Below are 22150 nucleotides of genomic sequence, written 5' to 3'. Positions count from 1 at the left end.
GAATAGGAAATAGCGAGTAGCGAAGAGGGAAATCGTTAGCCAAACCCTATTCGCTACTCACTATTCGCCACTCGCTCCTCTTCAAGGAGAACCCAATGGACACCCAGATGCTGATCGGCTCGAAGTTCGAGAAAGGCACCGAGACCGAGGAGCCGGTCCTCGATCCGAAGACCGGGGCGACCATTCTCAATCTCCCCGAGGCGAGCCCGGCGCAGATCGAGGCGGCGGTGACGGCTGCCGGGAAGGCGTTCACGGCTTGGTCGCGTACCACGCCCGCGCAGCGCTCGGGCTATCTCCTTAAGATCGCCGACCGCATAGAGGCCGAAGCCAGGGAATTCGCGGCGCTCGAGGCGCTGAACTGCGGCAAGCCGATCAATGCCGTGCTCAATGATGAAATCCCGGCGATCGTCGACTGCTACCGTTTCTTCGCCGGCGCCGTCCGCTCCATGCCAGGCCAGGTAGCCGGCGAATACCTGCCGGGCCACACCTCGATGGTCCGGCGCGATCCGATCGGCATCGTCGCTTCCATCGCGCCGTGGAATTACCCGTTGATGATGATGGCCTGGAAGCTGGCGCCGGCGATCGGCGGCGGCAATACGGTCGTCTTCAAACCGTCGGAACAGACGCCGCTGACGGCGCTGAAACTGGCGAAGATCCTGGCCGAAATCCTGCCCGAAGGGGTCGTCAATGTCGTGCTCGGACGCGGCGACAGCGTCGGCAATACGCTGATCAACCATCCCAAGGTCAACATGATCTCGATCACCGGCGATGTCGCCACCGGCAAGAAGGTGCTGCAGGCGGCCGCCAAGTCGGTCAAGCGCACGCATCTGGAACTCGGCGGCAAGGCCCCGGTCATCGTCTTCGATGATGCCGACCTCGGCGCCGTGGTCAACGGCCTGCGCGCCTTCGGCTACTACAATGCCGGCCAGGACTGCACCGCCGCCTGCCGCATCTATGCCGGCAAGAAGGTCTACGACAAGCTCGTCGCCGATCTCTCCTCGGCCGTGTCGACCATCAAGTACAATCTGCCGGACGATGCCGAGAACGAGATCGGCCCGCTGATCTCGCGCCGCCAACGCGACCGTGTCTCGAGCTTCGTCGAGCGCGCCTCGGAATTGAAGCACATCGAGATCACCACCGGCGGCAAGCCGGGCGAGGGCACCGGCTTCTACTACCAGCCGACCGTCGTCGCCGGCGCCTTGCAGGAGGACGAGATCGTGCGCCGCGAAGTCTTCGGCCCGGTGGTCTCGGTCACCCGTTTCACGGAAGTCGACGAGGCGGTGAACTGGGCCAATGACAGCGATTATGGGCTGGCATCGTCGGTGTGGACCAGGGACGTCTCGCGCGCCATGGCGACGGCCGCTCGCCTGCAATATGGCTGCACCTGGATCAACACCCACTTCATGCTGACCAACGAGATGCCGCATGGCGGGCTGAAGCAGTCCGGTTACGGCAAGGACATGTCGCTCTACGCGCTGGAGGATTATACCGCCGTGCGCCATGTGATGGTGGCGCACGGGTAATCTGTCTCCTTCCGGCAAAGGCAGATCTTATATGGCTGTGGCCGGCGCCGGCGACCCCGCTTGAGAGGGTCGTCAGCGCCATTCCACTTCGCGATTGCGCTGCATTTGACAGGCACGGCCGCCGAACGGCATCAGCGGCGAGACCCCGGCACTACGCGGCCGTCCGGCCCGGCATCGCCGATGTCGCAGGCTTGATGTTCAGGTTGACCCGGAAGACATTGGATGGGTCGTAGGTTCGCTTAACCTGGCTCAGCCGCTCGTAATTTCCGCCATAGCTCGCCTGCAAGCGCGCGTCTCCTTCATCGTCCATCATGAAGTTCACGTAGCCGCCCTCGCCATTATGGGGATGGACGCTCGCCCAGTAATTCCGTGCCCACGCGGTCAGGTCGGCGGCTTTGCCCGGATCGGGGTCGATGGCGGCGATGACCATCGACCAGCTTGCGTCACGCGCGTTCCAGGCGGTCTCGTCCTTGCCGACGCGGCGGACGGCGCCGTCAATCGGGTATAGATGCATAAGCGACAATTCGCTGGGCGCCTGGGCGGCCTGGGCGATATGGGTCGCGATCGCTTCGTCGGGAAGCGACTTGACGAAATCGCCCTTCCAGTACCATTGCAGGCCTTTCGGAAGGAGCGGGTCGAATAGCGACTGCATCGCCGGGAACGGCATTACGCCCATCCAGTTGAACATTGGCGGCGGCAAGGTGTCCAGCAGCGGCGCCATGGCCTTGCGCCCGTCCTCCTCCGTGCCGTTGTAGCACGAGATGATGGCACAGGCGCGCTTGCCCCAATGCTCGCGCGGGAAAGGATCGCTCGAAGGGACGGATTTGAGGCCGACGAAAGCGCCGAGGTCTTCCGGCGCTTCCGGCAGGTAGTCGCGATAGGTACGCATGACCGCCGACGCGTGCCTGGCGTCCCAGAACACCGGACCGCCGAAGATCATGTTCACCGGATGAGCCTGGAACAGGAAGCTGGTTACCACGCCAAAATTGCCGCCGCCGCCCCGGAGCGCCCAGAACAGGTCGGGATTCTCGCTTTTGCTGGCCTTCGCCATGCTGCCATTGGCCAGCACCAGATCGGCCTCGATCAGATTATCGATGGTGAGGCCGTATTTGCGCGTGAGATAGCCGGTTCCTCCACCGAGGGTAAGGCCGGCGACGCCCGTGGTCGAAACGATGCCGAACGGAACGGCGAGCGCGAAAGGATGGGTGGCGTGGTCCACGTCGCCCGAAGTGCAGCCGGGCGCGACCCTCACGGTGCGGGTTTTCGGGTCGACATGGACGCCTTTCATCATCGACAGGTCGATGACGAGACCGTTGTCGCAAATCCCCAATCCCGCGCCGTTGTGGCCGCCGCTGCGCACGGCGATGAGGAGGTCGTTTATGCGCGCGAACCTTACAGCGGCGATCACGTCGGCGACATCGACGCAGCGTGCAATCAGCGCCGGACTCTTGTCGATCATGCCGTTGTAGACCTTGCGGGCCTCCTCATAGCCGGCTTCGCCGCGCAGGATCAGCTCTCCGCGCAAGCCTTCACGCAGTTTTGCATAGGTTTCGTCGGTCATCGGTTTCCTCCCTGATCGCGCCCGCGCCATATGGTTTCGACGCGACGATTTATCTTGTTGCTTTGCTTGTGCCGTCCATCCGTCGGGTGCGCAGGATGGTGCAGGAGAGCACATTGCACCGATCCGGCTCCTCGCTGCTTCGCCCGAAAGGGCCAGTGGGGAAATGGCCCGGGAGAGCCATAGCGGGCAGGCGGAAGCCGTCATGGTAGCGAAAGCGCGTCGCGTCGAAAGGGACCGATGCGGCGCGCTTCAGATCGTTGTTCTATGGGCACCTTTGGGCGACATGCATTATTCGACGATGCGGAAAATCTGCCAGAGGCTGGTGCCCGACACGACGTAAGGCTCGATCTCCTTGCCCCATTTGGCATGCGCGTCGATCTTGCCGATCCTGGCGAAGAACTCTTCCAACTGGGCCAGGCTTTCGACCTGGTGGTGAGATTCGACCGTCGCCTCCCGCGCGCCGATCGAACCCGTCATGATCTGGAACTTCAGGTCGGCGACGCCGACCTGCGAACCGATCTCGGATTCCCATTTCCGCATGAGGTCGAGCACGGTCTGCTTGTGTCCGAACCTGGCGTCGATCTGCCATCTGGCGCTGAACATGTTTTCCTCCTCCGAAGATGCGGCTGATGCCGCTTACTCGTCCCAGGCCTGCACGACCGTCTGCCGTGCAATCCGCCCGCCCTTGAGTTCCAGCATCGCCGCACAGAACACCTTGGTCCCGTCCGGGTAGGCGCAGGCTTGCGTGAAGGCGAGATTGTCGCCATCGGCAATGGTGGTATCGACCTTGTGGGTCATTGCCCGGCTGCAGATGTCGTCCCAGAATGTGCTGATCGCCGCTCGGCCGCGGATCTCGCGCGGCTTGCTCGGCGGATTATTGCGGTCGACGACCCGCAACACCGCATCGTCGGCGTAAAAGCTCGACAGCATCTGTCCGTCGCGCCCTTCGATGGCTTTCTTGATTGCCGCGCCGTCAACGGTCTGTGTCTTGGTCAGCATTTCGTCCTCCATGGGCCCGTCTTCCCGATCGGGCGGTTGATGAGCAAAGTGCTGCCCGGCGGTCATCGCCGTGCAGCGATAGTGTCACTGCGACTTGGCCTTCACGGCCGCGAACACGTCGTCGGTCTGCTTCTTGAAGGCTGTGAGGTCGACCTGGCTGCCGTTGAGCATCGTCGACCAGTGGCGAACGATCGCCGCCATCGCCACCGCTTCCTTGATCTCCTCGTCGGTCGCGCCGTTGAGCTTGGCGGCCTCGGTGTGGAAGTAGACGCAGTACTGGCAAGGAATCTGCGAGGCGACGGCAAGCCCGATGAGTTCCTTGGTCTTGCCGTCGAGTGCGGTCTTGGGGTTGAGCTGCATCGACTTTATCTCGGCCCAGGCACCGGCGACCGCCACGTCAGGCAAAGTCCTGAACATGTCCGGTACGGAGCCGAGCGTGGCCTCTATGTCCTTGTATGCTGCCGTCGCCGAGGCATCCTCGGCCCGCGCCGGAGCCAGGGCCAGCAAGGCGCCGACGCCGGCCGCGATGACGAGCAATCTGGTCTTGCGACTTGATTTCACCATTTCATCCTCCCTTCGCAGTACCGTCACGGCGATATCGCCTGGCCTGCATGGGAAGAATTGATAATCCCCGACGCCATCGGCCGCTTCGCCCGAAAGCGCCATGGCCTTTATGGCCCGTGCGGGCCAGGGTTCCGTGCCGAAAACGCGGCCGCCGCCGCCCGCGACGGCAGGTCGAGCTTGAGCAATATGTTGGCGACGTGACGCTTGACCGTATGCTCGCTGAGGTTGAGCTCGGCGGCGATCGCGGCATTGCTTTTGCCGTCGGCGATCAGGCTCACCACCTCGCTTTCGCGCGCCGTCAGCGCGGCCGGTTCGGCAGGCCTGGGCTTGGATCGGCAGGCGGGTTCCAGATGCTGCTCGGACGTCGCAAGAACAAACGCCAACGGCTCGTCCAACTCGTCGAGCGCAATGCGTCCGCCATCGATGAAGTGTAGGCCGGAGCCGGTCGCCAGGTCGGAAACCAGCCGCGACGCCAGGATCTCGCCGCGGCTGGCATGGGCCGCAAGTTGTATGGTCACGCGTGCAGTCAAGCCGACCGGCGGTCCGCGCATCTCGATCTCGCCGACATGCACGCCCTGTGCACTGGCCACACCGATCTCCTGCGCCGCTTCGCGCAATGCCGCCGCGCAGCGTATGGCGCGCGCCGGACCGTCGAAGCGCGAGATCATCAGCTCGCCATGCGTGCCTGCGACACGTCCGCCATGGCGCCCCACCAGCAATCGCCAGGTCTCCTGGAATCGCTGGCTGCGCTCGCTCCACATGCGATCGCCGAGGCGCGCCGTATCGTAGATACGCGTCACCAGCAATGCGGCGAGCACGCGCTCGCTGTCGGCCACGGCCGGCTCGCCGGTCAGGAATTCCTCGATCAGGTCGGCGACCCGGTCGACATCACCGGTCCACACCGGGTGGTCGCGCCCGGGGATTTCGACAAGCCGGGCGTTCGGGATTTTCCGGGCGAGAAAGCGGCTGGCATCGGGATCGACGCGCGCGTCGTTGCGGCGGTGGATCAGCAGCGTCGGCGCGCTGATCGCCGAGAGTATGCCGCGCACGTCTATGCCGGCATTCATGCGCGCCAGCGCCGCCGCCGCCGTTGGACTTGCCGACAGCCGCTCGAATCGCGACCACCAGGCGGCAAAGTGACTGTCTTCGACGCGGCCGGGCGCAAAATGCGGCAAGGTGGCGCCTGTGCCCCAGGCGGTTTCCGTCGTCGCGATGAATGCCTCCAGCCGTTCCGGCGGCATTACCCATCGGTGGAAATGGGCATAGCCGCCATAGAGCGCCAGGGCGCGCGTCCGCTCCGGATACGTGGCGGCGAACAGCATGGCCATCGGAGCGCCTTCCGAGGCGCCGAGCAGGGCCGCGCGGCCGCTGCCGGCCGCGTCCATCACCGCACGCACGTCGTCCATGCGCGTTTCGAGGCTGGGGAGATGGTTGGCATCGACGCGGTCGGACAGGCCGGTGCCGCGCTTGTCGAACAGGATCAGCCTTGAGAAGGCGGAAAGCCGTTTCAGCAGCCTGCTATAGCCTTCATCCTCCCAATGCAGGTCGAGATTGGAGATGAAGCCCGGCACGAAGACGAGATCGAACGCGCCTTGGCCGACCACCTGATAGGCGATCCGCACATCGCCGCTACGGGCGTATCGGGTCTCGATCGGCCTCACGAGTTGTTCCGCCCGGCCTGGCGATTTCGGATCGCTGACCATAGCAGAGCTGCGTCGCGTGCGGCAGCTTAAACTTTAGCGGAAGGAAATATAAGCGGACGCGAACCAATGGCTATTTTTGCGAGACGGCTACGTCGCCTGGGGGAAGCTTGAGCCCGAGCTTCAGATCGGCCTCGGCGGGCGAGACCGGCCGCTTGATCCTGGTCGAGGCAGCCACGACGAGTTCATCGAAGCCGTCGCCGCCGCTGTCCAGCATCTCGAAGAACTGACGCCGCATCCTCGGCTCCCAGAATTTGTTGATATGCTCGGCCACCCCGGCCACGCCTTCTTCGCGCGGCCTGGAGTGGAAAAAGGCCGCGATCTGGTTGGCCATCCGCACCAGCTTCTCGCTGGTGCTCATGATGTGGTCTTCGTCATGCGACATGTTTGGCAACTCCGCGAACCACCCGGTCCGGATGGGTGAAAATATCGAAATCGTCGCCGCGAACCAAGGCCACCAGCGTCATGCCGGCCTGTTCGGCGGTGCGGACGGCGAGCGCGGTCGGCGCAGAGACGGCAATGATGAAGGGCGAGCCGATCGTCGCCGTCTTCTGCACCATCTCGACGGAGACGCGCGACGTCACCACCACCGCGCCGGTCGCGCCGTCGATGCCGGCCTTGGCCAATGCGCCGGCCAGCTTGTCCAGTGCGTTGTGACGGCCGACATCCTCGCGCGCAATGACGGTGCCCTTGCCGGGGATATAGAAGCCGGCGGCGTGCACCGCGCCCGTCTCGCTGTGCAGCGGCTGCATCTTGGCGAGAAGCTTGACGGAACGGACGATGTCGCCGGCATCAAGCGTAAGTTTAGACGCACCAACTGTATCGACCGAGCGCATCGCTTCCTCGATGGATTCGATGCCGCACAGCCCGCAGCCAACCGGTCCGGCGAGCCTGCGCCGCCGCGCCTCGAAGCGCGTGTTGGCCTGGTCCTTCAGTCGAATCTGGATGTCGATGCCGGCGCCGAGATCCTCGACCTCGATCGCCTCGATTTCGTCGGATGAAGCGATGATGCCTTCGGTCAGCGAGAAACCGAGCGCGAAATCCTTCAAATCGGCCGGGCTCGCCATCATCACCGCGTGCGTCGTGCCGGCAAAGGAGAACGCCACCGGCGTTTCTTCCGGCACCATGCGGCGGGCCGCTGCCGTGCCGCTGGCGCGGCGAGCGAGACGGGACATTTCGGTGATGGCGGGGCGTTTGCGAGTCACGAGACGCACCCCTCGCGCCTTTCTTCTCCCCCGTCGATCGGGGAAGAGGTATCGAGTGAAGCTCGACGCAATGGTGGTCGATCAACCATCAAGATTGAAGCTCTTATTGTCGAATGCCTCGTCCAAGTTCTACTCCGCCGCTTCCAGCGGGGCGATGCGGCGGCTGTTGCGCGCTTGCTCGTCATAGTCGCGTTGCCATTCCGATGGTCCGTTGGAGGCACCGACCTGCACCGCCGTCACCTTATATTCCGGACAGTTGGTCGCCCAGTCCGAAAAGTCCGTGGTGATGACGTTGGCCTGCGTGTCGGGATGGTGGAAGGTCGTATAGACCACGCCCGGTGACACCCTGTCGGTGATCTGCGCGCGCAGCGTCGTCTCGCCGGAGCGGCTGGTCAGCCGCACCCAGTCGCCGTCGCGCAAACCGCGGTTCTCGGCGTCGTGCGGATGGATCTCCAGCCGGTCCTCGGAGTGCCACATGATATTGTCGGTGCGCCGCGTTTGCGCGCCGACATTGTACTGCGACAGGATCCGGCCGGTGGTCAAAAGCAGCGGGAAGCGCGGCCCGGTTCGCTCGTCCGTCGCCACATATTCGGTGCGGATGAACTTGCCCTTGCCGCGCACAAAGCCGTCGACATGCATGACCGGGGTGCCGAGAGGGGCCTTCTCATTGCAGGGCCACTGCACCGATCCGAGGCGGTCGAGCAACTCGAAGGAGACGCCGGAGAAGCTCGGCGTCGTCTTGGCGATTTCGTCCATGATCTCGGACGGATGCGCATAGTTCCAGTCCAGCCCGACGGAACGGGCAAGCTCCTGCGTCGCTTCCCAATCGGCGTAACGCGCCTTCGGTTCCAGCACCTTGCGCACCATGTTGATGCGGCGCTCGGCATTGGTGAAGGTGCCGTCCTTCTCAAGGAAGGTCGAGCCCGGCAGGAACACATGCGCGTAGTTCGCCGTCTCGTTGAGGAAAAGGTCGTGCACGACCACGCATTCCATCGCGGCCAGTCCGGCGGCGACATGCTTGGTGTCGGGATCGGACTGCAGGATGTCCTCGCCCTGGATGTAGATGCCCTTGAAGGAGCCGTCGACGGCGGCATCCAGCATGTTGGGGATACGCAGGCCGGGTTCGTCGTCCAGCTTCACGCCCCACAGGCTTTCATAGATGTCGCGCACCGCGTCGCCCGAGACATGGCGATAGCCTGGCAGTTCGTGCGGGAAGGAGCCCATGTCGCACGAGCCCTGCACGTTGTTCTGGCCGCGCAGCGGGTTCACGCCGACGCCCGGGCGACCGATATTGCCGGTGGCCATGGCGAGATTGGCAATCGCCATCACCGTGGTCGAGCCCTGGCTGTGCTCGGTGACGCCGAGGCCGTAGTAGATCGCCCCGTTGCCGCCCTTGGCGTAGAGACGTGCCGCACCGCGGATCAGTTCGGGATCGACGCCGGACAGCTTGCCGACGGTTTCGGGGCTGTTCTCCGGCAGGGCGACGAAGGACGCCCAGTCCTGGAATTCCGTCCAGTCACAGCGCTCGCGGATGAAGGCCTCGTCGAACAGGCCTTCGGTGACGATGACATGTGCCAGCGCCGTCAGCACGGCGACATTGGTGCCGGGCTTCAGCGGCAGGTGGTAGTCGGCTTCGACATGCGCCGACTTGACCATCTCGGTGCGGCGCGGGTCGAGCACGATCAGCTTGGCGCCCTGGCGCAGCCGCTTCTTCAGCCGCGAGGCGAACACCGGGTGTGCGGAAGCCGGATTGGCGCCGATGATGACGGCGACGTCGGTGAATTCGACGGAATCGAAATCCTGCGTGCCGGCCGAGGTGCCGTAGGTCTGGCCGAGCCCGTAGCCGGTCGGCGAATGGCAGACGCGCGCGCAGGTATCGACATTGTTGTTGCGGAAGCCCTGGCGCACCAGCTTCTGGACCAGATAGGTCTCCTCATTGGTGCAACGCGACGAGGTGATGCCGCCGATCGCCGTACGTCCGTACTGGTACTGGATGCGGCGGAACTCCTTGGCCGTGTGGGCGATCGCCTCCTCCCAACTCACTTCGCGCCAGGGATCGCTGACCTTCTCGCGGATCATCGGCGACAGGATGCGGTCCTTGTGAGTGGCATAGCCATAGGCGAAGCGGCCCTTCACGCAGGAATGGCCGTGATTGGCCTTGCCCTCCTTGTAGGGCATCATGCGGATGACCTCGTCGTCCTTCACTTCGGCCTTGAACGAGCAGCCGACGCCGCAATAGGCGCAGGTGGTGACGGCCGAGCGTTCCGGCAGGCCCTTGGCGAGCACTGTCTTCTCGCGCAGCGCATCGGTCGGGCAGGCCTGCACGCAGGCGCCGCAGGACACGCATTCGGAAGCGATGAAATCCTCGTGCATGCCGGCGACCATGCGCGATTCGAAGCCGCGGCCCTCGATCGTCAGCGCGAAGGTGCCCTGCACCTCTTCGCAGGCCCGCACGCAACGCGAACAGACGATGCATTGCGCCGGATCATAGGTGAAATACGGATTGGATTCGTCACGCGCGACGTAGTCGACGGCCAGCGAGCCGTGGCCGGGCGCGACGCCATCCTCCTTGACGTGATTGCGGCCTTCGACGCCGTAGCGGTTCTCGGTCAGGCCAACCGACTTCGCCACCGCGTCGAACTCACTGGCGCCGGTGCCGGCCTTCTCGTTCCAGCCCACCGGATGGTCGGAGACATAGAGCTCCATGACGCCGCGGCGAATGGCGTCGAGCCGTTCCGACCGCGTGCGCACCACCATGCCTTCGCCGACAGGCGTCGTGCAGGACGCCGGCGTGCCGCCGCGCCCTTCGATCTCGACCAGGCAAACGCGGCAGGAACCGAACGAGTCCAGCATGTCCGTGGCGCATAGCTTCGGGATCTCGACCCCGCTTTCCATCGCGGCGCGCATGATCGACGTGCCTTCCGGCACGCTGATGCTGCGGCCGTCGACGGTCAGCGTGATCCGCTTCTCAGCCTTCGATTGCGGAGTTCCGTAATCGATCTCTTCGATAAGCGTCGGGAAGTCGGCCTTGATGTTCATCTGCCAGCTCCTATTCAGCAGCCACGCGCGCCGGCGCGGGCTTGAAATCCTCGGGGAAATGCGTGATCGAGCTCATCACCGGGTAGGCCGTGAAGCCGCCCAGCGCGCAGAGCGATCCGAACTTCATCGTGTTGCAGAGATCGGTAACCAGGGCGAGGTTCTTCTCCGGCTCTATGCCGGCGGCGAGCCTGTCGATGGTCTCCACCCCGCGCGTCGAGCCGATGCGGCAGGGCGTGCACTTGCCGCAGCTTTCGATGGCGCAGAACTCCATGGCGAAGCGCGCCTGCTTCAGCATGTCGGCGGTGTCGTCGAATACGGTGATGCCGGCATGGCCGATCAGTCCATCGCGCTTGGCGAATTCCTCATAGTCGAACGGTGTGTCGAACAGCGCGCGCGGAAAATAGGCGCCGAGCGGGCCGCCGACCTGCACCGCCTTCACCGGCCGGCCGGTGGCCGTGCCGCCGCCGATATCGTCGATGATTTCGCCCAGCGTCATGCCGAAAGCCGCCTCGAACAGGCCACCGCGCTTGACGTTGCCGGCGATCTGGATCGGGATCGTGCCGCGCGAGCGGCCCATGCCGAAATTCTTGTAGTAGGCGGCGCCCTTGTCCATGATGACGGGCACCGAAGCCAGCGAGATGACGTTGTTGATCACCGTCGGCTTGCCGAAAAGGCCCTGGATTGCCGGCAGCGGCGGCTTGGCGCGCACCACGCCGCGTTTGCCTTCCAGGCTGTTCAGAAGCGAGGTCTCCTCGCCGCAGACATAGGCGCCCGCGCCGACGCGGATCTCCATGTCGAAGGCGGTGGCCGAACCGAGCACGCTGACGCCGAGCACGCCGGCCTTGCGGGCGACCTCGACGGCCTTGTTCATGACCGCCACCGCATGCGGATATTCCGAGCGGATGTAGACGAAGCCCTTGGTCGCGCCGGTGGCGATGCCGGCGATCGCCATGCCTTCGATCAGCACGAAGGGATCGCCCTCCATGATCATGCGGTCGGCGAAGGTGGCGCTGTCGCCCTCGTCGGCGTTGCAGACGATGTATTTGCGCTCGGATGTCGTATCGAGCACGGTCTTCCATTTGATGCCGGTCGGGAAGCCGGCGCCGCCGCGGCCGCGCAGGCCGGACTCCGTAACCTGGCTGACGATCTCTGCCGGGGCCATGGCCACCGCGTTCTGCAGGCCCTTCAGCCCGCCAAGCGACTTATAGGCGTCGAGTGACAGCGGGTCGTTGATGCCGCAGCGCGCGAAGGTCAGACGGGTCTGCTTGGCCAGGAACGGGATCTTGTCCGGCGCGCCCAGCCAGCGCTTGTGATGGCCGCCGGTGAGAAAGCCATTGTCGAACAGGCTCTTGACGTCGGACGGCTTCACCGGCCCGTAGGCGACGCGGCCGTTTGCTGTGGCGACCTCGACCATAGGCTCTAGGAAATAGGCGCCGCGCGACCCGTTGCGGACGATCTTGGCCTCAACGCCGCGCTCGGCGAGTTCAGCACGAACAGCCTTGGCGACCCTTTCGGCACCGAGCGCCAGCGCGCCGGAATCGCCGGGAATGTAGATGCGCGGGATCATGAGCGCACCTCCGCGACGATCTCTTCGATCTTCTCGTTGTCGAGCCGCCCGATCACCTCGCCATCGAGCATCGCCGAGGGCGAGCAGGCGCACAGTCCCAAGCAATAAACCGGCTCCAGGGTCACCGAACCGTCTTTCGCCGTCTCGTGGAAATCAATGCCGAGCAATTGCTTGATCCTGGCGGCCACCGCATCGGAACCCATCGACTGGCAAGCTTCGGCCTGGCAGAGCTTGAGCACATGCCGGCCTGCCGGGCGGGCGCGGAAATCGTGATAGAAGGTGACGACGCCGTGCACCTCTGCTCTGGAAAGGTTCAGTCCGTCGGCAATGACCGGGAGTGCTGCCTGCGGCACATGGCCGAACTCTTCCTGAATGTTATGGAGGATCGGCAGCAGCGGACCTTCGAGATCTTTCAGCTCCTGGATGATCGCGGCCGTGCGCGATGCGATCTCGGTACTTGCAGGCTGCATCGTCACGCAGCGCCCTCCCTGGTCGGTGGCTTTATCGCTAAGTCTTTACAAAATCAGGAGAAACCCCTGAAATCAATAAAGCTGATCCGTCGCTCTATAGAAATTTTCTATCGAGTTCCAGCACCTGTATTCCCTAACCTAGCGGTGGGCGCGGAAATCGTCTGCAAGCGCCATCGCCTCGTCCAGCAGCGCCGAAACCAGCGGCGTATGCGGTTCGCGCAACGCGGCCACCAGCCCGACCGTGTGGCTGGCGTCCGGCTCGACGATCGGGATAGCCCTGATAGGTTCGGAAAAGCCGAACGTTTCCGTGAGGTTGAGCGGCATGATCGAGGACCATTTGCCGGTGCGGATATGCGAGAACAGCACGATCATCGAATTGGATTCCAGCGTCGGCCGGACCTCGACACCGGCCTCGGCCAGGTGCTGGTCGATGATGCGGCGGTTCTGCATGTCCGGGGTCAGCAGGCAGAGCGGCAGGTGGCTGATCTCGGCCCATGTCACCTTGTCGCGGTCGGAATAGGGGTTTCCGATGGCGGTGATCAGCTGATAGCGCTCATCGTAGAGTGGTACGCTGGTCACTCGTCCGAGCGGTTCGTTGTCGAGATAGGTGATGCCGGCGTCTATATCGAAATTGCCGAGCAGCGACAGCACTTCGATCGAGGTCCGGGACAGTACCGAGAAGGTGACGCCTGGGTGTTTTTCGCGGAATGGCGTCGTCAGCCGCGCCACCATGGCGAGCGCGGTGGGAATGGCGGCGATGCGGATACGTCCCGACAAGCCGTGCCGCGCCGCCCGCATCTCCTCGCGCATGGTTCTGGTATCGCCGACGATGCGGCGCGCCCACACCAGCACCTGCTTGCCCTCCGGGGTCAGGCCCTGGAAGCGCGAGCCGCGCAGGACCAGCATCACGCCCAGCTGACCCTCAAGTTGCTTGATGCCGGCCGACAAGGTGGGCTGGGTGACGCCGCAGACTTCGGCAGCCCGCCCGAAATGCTCTTCCTTGGCCAGCGCGATGAAAAATTCCAGCTTGTCGATCATATCTGAAGCTAACCGCCGCCGCCGCACCGCGCCAGAGGGCTGCCGGCCACTGCGATGTCGATCGCCCCAAGCCGATGCTTGATCGCAGAAACCTATCGGTCGACGAGATTGAGGATGTTACCGTCCGGATCCTTGAACCAGGCGACCTTCATGCCGTGACCGACATGGATGTCGCCTTCCAGTGTCAGGCCGGGCATCTCGTAGTGTTCGAAGGCAACGCCCTTCGATTTCAGCCCGCTGACGACGGTGTCGATCTCATCGCCGACCGTCCACGTCACCGCCGTCGCCTTGTTGGTTCCGGCGAACTGAGAGCGATAGACGTTGATCGTGGTGTCGCCGCTTTTGTACACGATCAGTTCGCCACCCTCGTCATGCACCTGTTTCAGGCCGAGCGTCCCCTCATAGAAAGCCTTTGCCTTCGCCAGGTCTTTCACCGCGAGGTTGGCCGTCGCGTTGCTGTTTGCAAGCATGATCGTTTCTCCTTCGCTGCTTGTCGTCCCCGGCGTCTCCTTGGAAATAGGTCGCCCCCGTCGCTTGACGAGCCCCGCTTTGCCGGCGATGGCCGGTAATTGCCGTTCGCGAGCGGTGCTTGCAATTGGCTGCATCCACATCTTTCAGCCGGCTTACTGTTCCCCATGGGCGCATGCGGCGCTATGTGGATGGAACTGGTGCGCCGGGAGGGACGAACATGCTGGGCTGGTTCCGCAAGCTGTTGCCGCGCGAAGATCGCTTCTTCGACCTGTTCGAGCGGCATTCCCGCACGGTGGTCGGCGGCGCGGAGGCCCTGCAGCAGCTCCTCCTGGGCAAGGACATCGAGCATTGGTGCGAAAAGATCGTCGATCTCGAGGACGAAGCCGACCATATCACCGCCGAAGTCCTGCTTGCCGTGCGGCGCTCATTCATCACGCCTTTCGACCGCGGCGATATCAAGGACCTGATCCAGTCGATGGATGACGCCATCGACATGATGCACAAGACCGTCAAGACGGTGCGGCTGTTCGAGAAGAGGGAATTCGATCCGCTGATGCAGGAAATGGGCGCCGTCATTGTCGATGCCGCCAGGCTCGTCGCGGAGGCGATCCCGCTGCTGGCCAAGGTCGGCGCCAACAGTGCGCGCCTGAACGAACTCGCCGAGGAAGTCATGCGTGCCGAAGGCCGAGCCGACGATCTGCATGAGCAGGGCCTGAAGGATCTCTTCAGGCGGCACGGCCGCAGCGATGCGATGGCCTATCTGATCGGCTCGGAGATCTATGGCCAATTGGAGAAGGTGGTCGACCGGTTCGAGGACGTCGCCAACGAGATCAGCGGCATCGTCATCGAGAACGTCTAGGCGATGGAAGTCGCGATCGCCTTTCCCCTGCTGGTCGGCCTCGTCGCCGTCGCGCTGTTCTTCGATTTCCTCAACGGCCTGCACGACGCCGCCAACTCGATCGCCACCATTGTCTCGACCCGGGTGCTGAGACCGCATTACGCGGTGTTCTGGGCGGCCTTCTTCAATTTCATCGCCTTCATGTTCTTTGGCCTTCATGTCGCCGAAACCGTGGGCAAAGGTATCATCGATGCAAGCATCGTCACCCCGGCGGTGATCTTCGCCGCCCTGGTCGGCGCCATCGTCTGGAATATCGTCACCTGGATCGCCGGCATCCCGTCGAGCAGTTCGCATGCGCTGATCGGCGGATTGGTGGGGGCAGGCGTCGCAAAGGCCGGCACGGGTGCCATCGTCTGGGCGGGGCTCGGCAAGACGGTCGCCGCCATCGTCCTGTCGCCGGCGACGGGCTTTGTCCTGGCGCTTCTCCTGATCCTGGTGGTTTCCTGGCTGTTCGTGCGCCAGACGCCGTTTGCCGTCGACAGTACCTTCCGTGTCATGCAGTTCTTTTCCGCCTCCCTCTATTCGCTCGGTCATGGCGGCAACGATGCGCAAAAGACCATGGGCATCATCGCCGTGCTGCTCTATTCCCAAGGCATGCTCGGAACGGATTTCTACGTGCCGCTCTGGGTGGTCCTGACTTGCCAGTCGGCATTGGCGCTGGGCACGCTGTTCGGCGGTTGGCGCATCGTCCACACGATGGGCTCGAAGATCACCAGGCTCAACCCGATGCAGGGATTCTGCGCCGAGACCGGCGGCGCCATCACCCTCTTCGCCGCGACATGGCTCGGTGTTCCGGTTTCGACCACGCACACCATCACCGGCGCCATCATCGGCGTCGGCGCCGCCCGCCGTGTCTCGGCGGTGCGCTGGGGCATAGCCGGCAACATCGTCATCGCATGGGTCGTCACCTTGCCGGCGACGGCGGCGATTTCGGCACTGACCTATCTGGCGGTTCGCCTGGCAGGCTGATGTCGCGGCCTGGCGCTTGGAGCCGCCGGCGATCTGCACTATGTGAGCAGCAGCCGAACGCCAGGGAAGCAACAGCCATGTCCGTCACCAAGGAAACCGTCATCGAGCGCCTGAAAACGGTCAATGGCCCCGATTTCACCGGCAACATCGTCGACCTCGGCATGGTTTCCGAGATTTTCATCGCCGATTCGAAAGTGTTCTTCTCGATCACCGTTCCGGCCGCCAGGGCGCAGGAGATGGAGCCATTGCGCGCCGCGGCCGAGCGTGTCGTGAAAGCTATTCCAGGTGTCGCTGGCGCCGTCGTCGCCTTGACGGCGGAGAAGAAGGGCGGCGGCATGGAGGCGCCTGTCGCGGCGCGCCCGGCGCCACGTCCCGCCCCGCCCGTTGCCGCGCCGCGCCCGGCGCCCCATGCGCCTGCCTCGCACAGCCAGGGCAAGCGCGGCGTGCCCGGCATAGAGGCGATCATCGCGGTTGCGTCCGGCAAGGGCGGTGTCGGCAAGTCGACCACTGCCGTCAACCTGGCCCTCGGCCTCGCCGCCAACGGGCTGAAGGTGGGCGTGCTCGATGCCGACATCTATGGCCCGTCCATGCCAAGGCTGCTCAACATTCACGGCCGGCCGCAGACCGTCGACGGCAAGATCCTGAAACCAATGCAGAATTACGGTCTCAAGGTGATGTCGATGGGCTTCCTCGTCGACGAGGAAACGCCGATGATCTGGCGCGGGCCGATGGTGATGTCGGCGCTGACGCAGATGCTGCGCGAAGTCGAATGGGGGCCGCTCGACGTGCTCGTCGTCGATATGCCCCCCGGCACCGGTGATGCCCAGCTCACCATGGCCCAGCAGGTGCCGCTGGCCGGCGCGGTCATCGTCTCGACGCCGCAGGATCTGGCCCTTATCGATGCTCGCAAGGGCCTCAACATGTTCAGGAAGGTCGACGTGCCGCTGCTCGGCATCGTCGAGAACATGAGCTATTTCCTCGCCCCCGACACCGGCAAGCGCTACGACATCTTCGGCCATGGCGGCGCACGCCGCGAGGCCGAGCGCCTCGGCGTCACCTTCCTTGGCGAGGTGCCGCTGGAGATGGGCATCCGCGAAAGCTCGGATGAAGGTGCGCCGGTGGTGGCATCGAAGCCCGACAGTGCCGAAGCGAAGATCTATCGCGATATCGCTTCGAAGGTCTGGGACCGGGTCAACGAAGAGCGCGGCGCGGCCGCGGACGCCGTGCCGAGCATCGTCTTCGAGTAATTTTCGTCCAGGCGGCGCTAACGCTGGATAGACCAGCTAAGCAGCACCCACCTTCTCGCCGAAGCTCGAAAAGAATTGTCCCGCCAATTTCTTCGAGGTCGACTCGATCAGCCGGCTGCCGAGTTGGGCGATCTTGCCGCCGACCTCGGCCTTGGCCGCATATTTCAGAACGGTGGTGCCAGGTCCATCCTCGGTCAGCGTCACGTCGGCGCCGCCCTTGGCGAAGCCGGCGATGCCGCCCTTGCCTTCGCCCTGGATCGTGTAGGCATGCGGGGGATTGAGATTTCTCAACGTCACCTCGCCGTTGAAGGTCGCCTTGATCGGGCCGATCTTCAGCACCACCGTCGCCGCCATCTCGGTCGGCGACTTCATTTCCAGGCTTTGGCAGCCGGGGATGCTTTCTCTCAGCACCGCCGGATCGTTCAGCGCTTCCCAAACTTTCTGGAGGGGTGCGGCGATGCGCTCCTCGCCCTCGATCACCAAAGCCATCAGAACCTCCCGGACGACCAATGTCGGATTGTTGGTAGCGTGCGGCCCGATTGATGTCTATCGCACCAAAGTCCGGATTCAGATCACGCGTGCCCCTTGCCTGCATCCGCGCGTTGTCATATCGATTTGTCATACAAATACGGAGACCATGATGGCTGGCGCCCCCACAGGAAAGAAAAAGTTTCGCTCGCAGGAGTGGTTCGACAACCCCGACAATCCGGGCATGACGGCACTTTATCTGGAGCGCTACCTGAATTACGGGCTGACGCGCGCCGAACTGATGTCGGGCAAGCCGCTGATCGGCATTGCCCAGACCGGTTCCGACCTGTCGCCTTGCAATCGCCACCACATCGAGCTCGCCAAACGCGTGCGCGAAGGCATCGTCTCGATGGGCGGCATTCCTTTCGAATTCCCCTGCCACCCGATCCAGGAGACCGGCAAGCGCCCGACCGCAGCTCTCGACCGCAACCTTGCCTATCTCAGCCTGGTAGAAGTGCTCTATGGCTATCCGCTTGACGGCGTCGTGCTCACCATCGGCTGCGACAAGACGACGCCGGCGCTGTTGATGGCGGCGGCGACCGTCAACATTCCGGCCATAGCGCTGTCGGTCGGTCCGATGCTTAACGGCTGGCACAAGGGCAAGCGCACCGGTTCGGGCACCATCGTCTGGGAATCGCGCCAGCGCCTGTCGGCCGGCGAGATCGGCTACGACGAGTTCATGGACATCGTCGCCTCCTCGGCGCCGTCCACCGGCTACTGCAACACCATGGGCACCGCCACCACCATGAACTCGCTGGCCGAGGCGCTCGGCATGCAGCTGCCGGGCTCGGCCGCGATTCCGGCTCCTTATCGCGAGCGCGGCCAGATCGCCTACGAGACGGGAAAACGCATCGTCGACATGGTGCACGAGGATTTGAAGCCCTCCGACATCATGACGCGCAAGGCCTTCGAGAACGCCGTCGTCGTCAATTCGGCGATCGGCGGCTCCACCAACGCGCCGATCCATCTCAACGCCATCGCCCGCCATCTCGGCGTGCCGCTCGACAATGACGACTGGCAGAAGATCGGCCTCGACGTGCCGCTCATCGTCAATCTCCAGCCGACGGGCGAATATCTGGGCGAGGACTATCATCACGCGGGCGGCGTGCCGGCCGTGGTAGCGGAGCTCATGAAAGCCGGGCTGCTGCCGCATCCGGATGCTCTGACCGCCAACGGCAAGACAATGGGCGACAATTGCCGCGATGCCGTCAACGAGAACCGCGAGGTCATCCGCACTGTCGCCGAGCCGCTGAAGGCCAATGCCGGCTTCATCAATCTCAAGGGCAATCTGTTCGATTCGGCAATCATGAAGACCAGCGGCATCTCGCCCGAATTCCGCGAGCGCTATCTCTCCAACCCGAAGGACCCCGAGGCCTTCGAGGGCAATGCCATGGTCTTCGACGGTCCGGAGGATTACCACGCCCGCATCGACGACCCGGCGCAAGGGATCGACGAGCACACCATCCTGTTCATGCGCGGCGCCGGTCCGGTCGGCTATCCCGGCGGCGCCGAGGTCGTCAACATGCAGCCGCCGGCCTATCTCATCAAGAAGGGCATCCACGCGCTGGCCTGCATCGGCGACGGCCGCCAGTCCGGCACGTCAGGCTCGCCCTCCATCCTCAACGCCTCGCCGGAAGCCGCCATCGGCGGCGGGCTTGCGTTGCTCAAGACAGGCGACCGCGTTCGCATCGACCTGAAAAAGGGCACGGCCAACATTCTCGTCACCGATGACGAGATCACCCGCCGCCGCGCCGAGCTGCAGAACAATGGCGGCTACCATTATCCCGAGCACCAGACGCCGTGGCAGGAAATCCAGCGCGGTATGGTGGACCAGTTCTCGGGCGGCATGGTGCTGAAACCGGCGGTGAAATACCAGGACGTCGCTCATACGAAGGGCGTGCCCCGGGACAATCACTGATTATTCCCCGGGACATTCATCGATTGTTTGAAGCGACAATTGACGGATAGCGATCGACGATCGGCGGCCTGATCGGTCGCCGGTCGTTTTTTCGTTTCGTGGCCCGCTATGGACCGAGGACATTGCGTCCTTGACAAGCCTGCCCAACAAATCCACCATCGCTGCAAGGGGTTCATCGCGACGACCCCGTGAGGCGTCAGCCCAACGTTCGCGTCCAGGCTTCTCTTTCAGGAGGTGGACGCCATGCCGTCAACAACCGCTGTCACCGTGCCGCAACTGATCCGTATGGTCGGTTTGCCGGGCGCGCCTGCAATCCTCGATATCCGTACCGAGGACGACTACAACGCCGATCCACGTTTGCTGCCGGCGTCGTACCGGCGCGATTTCAAAACCGTCCAGACTTGGGCAGCCGACTTCGCCGGTGGCCGCGTGGCGGTCGTCTGCCAGCAGGGAAAAAAGCTCTCGCAAGGCGTCGCCGCATGGCTGCGCCATGAAGGGATTGCCGCCGAATCGCTCGAAGGCGGCTTCGAAGCCTGGCGGGACGCCCACGGCCTTCTGGTCCGTGCCGACAGGATGCCGCCTCGTGACGACAAGGGCCGCACCGTCTGGGTGACGCGGGCCCGGCCCAAAGTCGATCGCATCGCCTGCCCCTGGCTGATCCGCCGTTTCGTCGATCCTCAAGCGGTCTTCCTGTTCGTCGACGCCGCGGAAGTGCCCGATGTCGCCGATCGTTTTCAGGCCGTGCCTTTCGACATCGACAATGCGTTCTGGAGCCATCGCGGCGAGCGCTGCACCTTCGACACGATGCTCGAGGAGTTCGGGCTCGAATCCGAAGCGCTCGACCGCCTCGCCGTGATCGTGCGCGCAGCCGACACGGCCAGCCTCGACCTGGTTCCGCAGGCGGCGGGATTTCTCGCCGCCTCGCTTGGCTTGTCGCGCATGTTTCGCGATGACCTGCAACAATTGGATGCCGGCATGCTGCTTTACGACGCGTTCTTCCGCTGGTGCCGCGACGCCACCGACGAGACGCACAATTGGCCGGCGGGAGCGAAGGCGTCATGAACTCCCTCCTTTCCGAGGAAAGTGCCGACCTCATCGAGGCGCCCGCGGTCCCGAGCTTCCGCGAGGCCACGAAACTCTGGGCGAAGATCGGGTTGCTCAGTTTCGGCGGACCGGCCGGGCAGATCGCGCTCATGCACAGGGAATTGGTCGAGGAAAAGCGCTGGATCGGCGAGCAGCGTTTCCTGCATGCGCTGAACTACTGCATGCTGCTGCCTGGCCCCGAGGCCCAGCAACTCGCCATCTACATCGGCTGGCTGCTGCACAAGACGGTCGGCGGTCTTGTCGCCGGCATCCTCTTCGTCGTGCCCGGGGCGGTCGTCATGCTGACCTTGAGCATCCTCTATGCGCTCTATGGCGATGCGCCGCTGGTCGACTCGCTGTTTTTCGGGGTGAAGGCGGCGGTGCTGGCGATCGTGGTCGAGGCCGTGATCCGCATCGGCCGGCGCGCCTTGAAGAACCGGGTTATGGCGGCGATCGCGCTTTGCGCCTTTGTCGGCATCTACGTGCTCAACGTCCCCTTTCCGCTCCTCGTCCTGTTTGCAGGACTGGTGGGATGGGTCGGAAACGGCATCGCGCCGGCCCTGTTTTCTGGCGCCGCGCATGGCAAGGACGAAGCTCCCGACGCCACGGGCGCGGTCGATCTGATGTTCGAGCGCGGCGAACTGGCCCACACCAGGCCGACGCGATGGCACGCGCCGCGCACCATCGCGATCTGGCTGCCGATCTGGCTTGGACCGGTTGTGCTGATCTGGGCGTTCACATCGGCAAACAGCGTCTGGACGCAGATCGGCGGCTTCTTCAGCCTCATGGCGGTCGTCACTTTCGGCGGCGCCTATGCCGTTCTGGCCTATGTCGCGCAAGCGGCCGTCGGTTCTCTTGGCTGGCTTGCGCCAGGCGAAATGGTCGATGGCCTGGGCCTTGCCGAAACCACGCCAGGACCGCTCATCCTGGTCCTGCAGTTCGTCGGCTTCCTTGCAGGCTTGCGCCATTCCGGATCGCCATATCCGTTGTTTGCCGGATCGCTTGGAGCGCTGCTTACGCTGTGGGTTACCTTCACGCCGTGCTTCTTCTGGATATTCCTCGGCGCGCCCTACATCCAGGCGCTGCGCGGCAACAAGGCATTGTCGGCGGCATTGGGCGCGATCACCGCGGCGGTCGTCGGCGTCATCATGAATCTGGCCCTGTGGTTCGCCTTGCACGTCATCTTCCGCGACGTGCGCGCGACGGGGCTCGGAATGGAGATGCCGGTGCTGTCCTCGATCGACTGGCGTGCCGCGCTGCTGTCCTGCGCTACCATGATCGCCATCCTCAAGCTGAAAATCGGCATGCTGCCGACGCTTGCCGGATCGGCCCTGGCGGGTGTCTTATTGCTTGCGGCGAGTGGGTAGCTT

At 64.0% G+C, this 22150-nt stretch carries 20 protein-coding genes; 7 read left to right on the top strand and 13 right to left on the bottom strand.

The features are described from left to right. Positions 1-95 precede the first annotated feature (95 nt). Entirely contained in the window at positions 96-1523 is a 1428-nt protein-coding gene (locus tag FJ490_RS20430) for a gamma-aminobutyraldehyde dehydrogenase (protein ID WP_140657853.1), read from the top strand. 151 nt (positions 1524-1674) lie between these two features. Here FJ490_RS20430 and FJ490_RS20425 read toward each other — a convergent pair whose 3' ends face one another. The 12 genes from FJ490_RS20425 to FJ490_RS20365 form a co-directional block, all read right to left on the bottom strand. Continuing rightward, entirely contained in the window at positions 1675-3084 is a 1410-nt protein-coding gene (locus tag FJ490_RS20425; protein WP_140657855.1) for an FAD-binding oxidoreductase, read from the bottom strand. Positions 3085-3372: 288 nt separating this feature from the next. Continuing rightward, the gene (locus FJ490_RS20420; RefSeq protein ID WP_140580502.1) at positions 3373-3687 is read right to left on the bottom strand and encodes a hypothetical protein; all 315 of its coding nucleotides are present in this window, start codon (positions 3685-3687) and stop codon (positions 3373-3375) included. Positions 3688-3720: 33 nt separating this feature from the next. Continuing rightward, positions 3721-4149 carry a nuclear transport factor 2 family protein gene (locus FJ490_RS20415; RefSeq protein ID WP_224518980.1) on the bottom strand — a complete coding sequence of 143 codons (429 nt, stop codon included), beginning with the start codon at positions 4147-4149 and terminating at the stop codon, positions 3721-3723. Between the two features lie 18 nt (positions 4150-4167). Then, positions 4168-4647: a carboxymuconolactone decarboxylase family protein gene (locus tag FJ490_RS20410; RefSeq protein ID WP_140580500.1), complete on the bottom strand. Its 480-nt coding sequence runs from the start codon at positions 4645-4647 to the stop codon at positions 4168-4170. Positions 4648-4754: 107 nt separating this feature from the next. Further along, on the bottom strand, positions 4755-6308 hold the full coding sequence (locus FJ490_RS20405) for an alpha/beta fold hydrolase (protein ID WP_140497048.1): 1554 nt from the start codon (positions 6306-6308) through the stop codon (positions 4755-4757). Positions 6309-6420: 112 nt separating this feature from the next. Continuing rightward, the gene (locus FJ490_RS20400) at positions 6421-6732 is read right to left on the bottom strand and encodes a formate dehydrogenase subunit delta (RefSeq protein WP_140559723.1); all 312 of its coding nucleotides are present in this window, start codon (positions 6730-6732) and stop codon (positions 6421-6423) included. Then, entirely contained in the window at positions 6722-7552 is an 831-nt protein-coding gene (gene fdhD, locus FJ490_RS20395; protein ID WP_140649431.1) for a formate dehydrogenase accessory sulfurtransferase FdhD, read from the bottom strand. The genes FJ490_RS20400 and fdhD overlap by 11 nt, the downstream gene beginning before the upstream one ends. Before the next feature lie 129 nt (positions 7553-7681). Beyond that, positions 7682-10591 (bottom strand): formate dehydrogenase subunit alpha, encoded by a 2910-nt coding sequence (fdhF, locus tag FJ490_RS20385; protein ID WP_140728838.1) that lies wholly within the window; start codon positions 10589-10591, stop codon positions 7682-7684. A gap of 10 nt (positions 10592-10601) precedes the next feature. Continuing rightward, the gene (locus FJ490_RS20380) at positions 10602-12158 is read right to left on the bottom strand and encodes an NADH-quinone oxidoreductase subunit NuoF (RefSeq protein WP_140580495.1); all 1557 of its coding nucleotides are present in this window, start codon (positions 12156-12158) and stop codon (positions 10602-10604) included. After that, entirely contained in the window at positions 12155-12634 is a 480-nt protein-coding gene (locus FJ490_RS20375) for a formate dehydrogenase subunit gamma (RefSeq protein WP_140523707.1), read from the bottom strand. Before FJ490_RS20375 ends, FJ490_RS20380 begins: the two co-directional genes overlap by 4 nt. 132 nt (positions 12635-12766) lie before the next feature. Then, positions 12767-13666 (bottom strand): LysR family transcriptional regulator, encoded by a 900-nt coding sequence (locus FJ490_RS20370; RefSeq protein WP_140523710.1) that lies wholly within the window; start codon positions 13664-13666, stop codon positions 12767-12769. Positions 13667-13758: 92 nt separating this feature from the next. Continuing rightward, positions 13759-14136 (bottom strand): VOC family protein, encoded by a 378-nt coding sequence (locus FJ490_RS20365; protein ID WP_140556809.1) that lies wholly within the window; start codon positions 14134-14136, stop codon positions 13759-13761. A gap of 218 nt (positions 14137-14354) precedes the next feature. On the opposite strand from FJ490_RS20365, the gene FJ490_RS20360 reads away from it, so the two are divergent. The 3 genes from FJ490_RS20360 to FJ490_RS20350 all read left to right on the top strand — a co-directional run bounded on the left by FJ490_RS20360 (position 14355) and on the right by FJ490_RS20350 (position 17251). After that, a complete protein-coding gene (locus FJ490_RS20360; RefSeq protein WP_140497032.1) occupies positions 14355-14996 on the top strand; it encodes a DUF47 domain-containing protein in 642 nt (213 codons plus the stop codon). A gap of 3 nt (positions 14997-14999) precedes the next feature. Beyond that, positions 15000-16004, top strand: coding sequence for an inorganic phosphate transporter (locus tag FJ490_RS20355; RefSeq protein ID WP_140497030.1), 1005 nt, complete (start codon positions 15000-15002; stop codon positions 16002-16004). Between the two features lie 77 nt (positions 16005-16081). Further along, positions 16082-17251 carry an Mrp/NBP35 family ATP-binding protein gene (locus FJ490_RS20350; protein WP_140728839.1) on the top strand — a complete coding sequence of 390 codons (1170 nt, stop codon included), beginning with the start codon at positions 16082-16084 and terminating at the stop codon, positions 17249-17251. 36 nt (positions 17252-17287) lie between these two features. Here FJ490_RS20350 and FJ490_RS20345 read toward each other — a convergent pair whose 3' ends face one another. Continuing rightward, positions 17288-17740, bottom strand: coding sequence for a carbon monoxide dehydrogenase subunit G (locus FJ490_RS20345; RefSeq protein WP_140580489.1), 453 nt, complete (start codon positions 17738-17740; stop codon positions 17288-17290). A 151-nt stretch (positions 17741-17891) separates the two neighbouring features. On the opposite strand from FJ490_RS20345, the gene FJ490_RS20340 reads away from it, so the two are divergent. The 3 genes from FJ490_RS20340 (at position 17892) to chrA (ending at position 22147) form a co-directional block, all read left to right on the top strand. After that, complete coding sequence (locus FJ490_RS20340) at positions 17892-19697, top strand: IlvD/Edd family dehydratase (protein WP_140728840.1); 1806 nt, start codon at positions 17892-17894, stop codon at positions 19695-19697. Between the two features lie 243 nt (positions 19698-19940). Beyond that, positions 19941-20759 carry a sulfurtransferase/chromate resistance protein gene (locus FJ490_RS20335; protein WP_140497022.1) on the top strand — a complete coding sequence of 273 codons (819 nt, stop codon included), beginning with the start codon at positions 19941-19943 and terminating at the stop codon, positions 20757-20759. Continuing rightward, positions 20756-22147, top strand: coding sequence for a chromate efflux transporter (gene chrA / locus FJ490_RS20330; protein ID WP_140728841.1), 1392 nt, complete (start codon positions 20756-20758; stop codon positions 22145-22147). Before FJ490_RS20335 ends, chrA begins: the two co-directional genes overlap by 4 nt. Positions 22148-22150 lie beyond the last annotated feature (3 nt).

Source organism: Mesorhizobium sp. B2-5-11 (genome assembly GCF_006440835.1).
Classification (GTDB): Bacteria; Pseudomonadota; Alphaproteobacteria; order Rhizobiales; family Rhizobiaceae; genus Mesorhizobium.
This window is presented reverse-complemented; position numbering and strand designations above follow the sequence as displayed.

What these genes read in the sequence shown, in the direction of transcription:
- FJ490_RS20370 (WP_140523710.1), bottom strand. Translation starts at nt 13,666, where the DNA reads ATGATCGACAAGCTGGAATTTTTCATCGCGCTGGCCAAGGAAGAGCAT.
- FJ490_RS20415 (WP_224518980.1), bottom strand. Translation starts at nt 4,149, where the DNA reads ATGACCGCCGGGCAGCACTTTGCTCATCAACCGCCCGATCGGGAAGAC.
- FJ490_RS20360 (WP_140497032.1), top strand. Translation starts at nt 14,355, where the DNA reads ATGCTGGGCTGGTTCCGCAAGCTGTTGCCGCGCGAAGATCGCTTCTTC.
- FJ490_RS20340 (WP_140728840.1), top strand. Translation starts at nt 17,892, where the DNA reads ATGGCTGGCGCCCCCACAGGAAAGAAAAAGTTTCGCTCGCAGGAGTGG.
- FJ490_RS20410 (WP_140580500.1), bottom strand. Translation starts at nt 4,647, where the DNA reads ATGGTGAAATCAAGTCGCAAGACCAGATTGCTCGTCATCGCGGCCGGC.
- FJ490_RS20345 (WP_140580489.1), bottom strand. Translation starts at nt 17,740, where the DNA reads ATGGCTTTGGTGATCGAGGGCGAGGAGCGCATCGCCGCACCCCTCCAG.
- chrA (WP_140728841.1), top strand. Translation starts at nt 20,756, where the DNA reads ATGAACTCCCTCCTTTCCGAGGAAAGTGCCGACCTCATCGAGGCGCCC.
- FJ490_RS20365 (WP_140556809.1), bottom strand. Translation starts at nt 14,136, where the DNA reads ATGCTTGCAAACAGCAACGCGACGGCCAACCTCGCGGTGAAAGACCTG.
- FJ490_RS20400 (WP_140559723.1), bottom strand. Translation starts at nt 6,732, where the DNA reads ATGTCGCATGACGAAGACCACATCATGAGCACCAGCGAGAAGCTGGTG.
- FJ490_RS20335 (WP_140497022.1), top strand. Translation starts at nt 19,941, where the DNA reads ATGCCGTCAACAACCGCTGTCACCGTGCCGCAACTGATCCGTATGGTC.
- FJ490_RS20350 (WP_140728839.1), top strand. Translation starts at nt 16,082, where the DNA reads ATGTCCGTCACCAAGGAAACCGTCATCGAGCGCCTGAAAACGGTCAAT.
- FJ490_RS20430 (WP_140657853.1), top strand. Translation starts at nt 96, where the DNA reads ATGGACACCCAGATGCTGATCGGCTCGAAGTTCGAGAAAGGCACCGAG.
- FJ490_RS20355 (WP_140497030.1), top strand. Translation starts at nt 15,000, where the DNA reads ATGGAAGTCGCGATCGCCTTTCCCCTGCTGGTCGGCCTCGTCGCCGTC.
- FJ490_RS20380 (WP_140580495.1), bottom strand. Translation starts at nt 12,158, where the DNA reads ATGATCCCGCGCATCTACATTCCCGGCGATTCCGGCGCGCTGGCGCTC.
- FJ490_RS20420 (WP_140580502.1), bottom strand. Translation starts at nt 3,687, where the DNA reads ATGTTCAGCGCCAGATGGCAGATCGACGCCAGGTTCGGACACAAGCAG.
- FJ490_RS20425 (WP_140657855.1), bottom strand. Translation starts at nt 3,084, where the DNA reads ATGACCGACGAAACCTATGCAAAACTGCGTGAAGGCTTGCGCGGAGAG.
- fdhF (WP_140728838.1), bottom strand. Translation starts at nt 10,591, where the DNA reads ATGAACATCAAGGCCGACTTCCCGACGCTTATCGAAGAGATCGATTAC.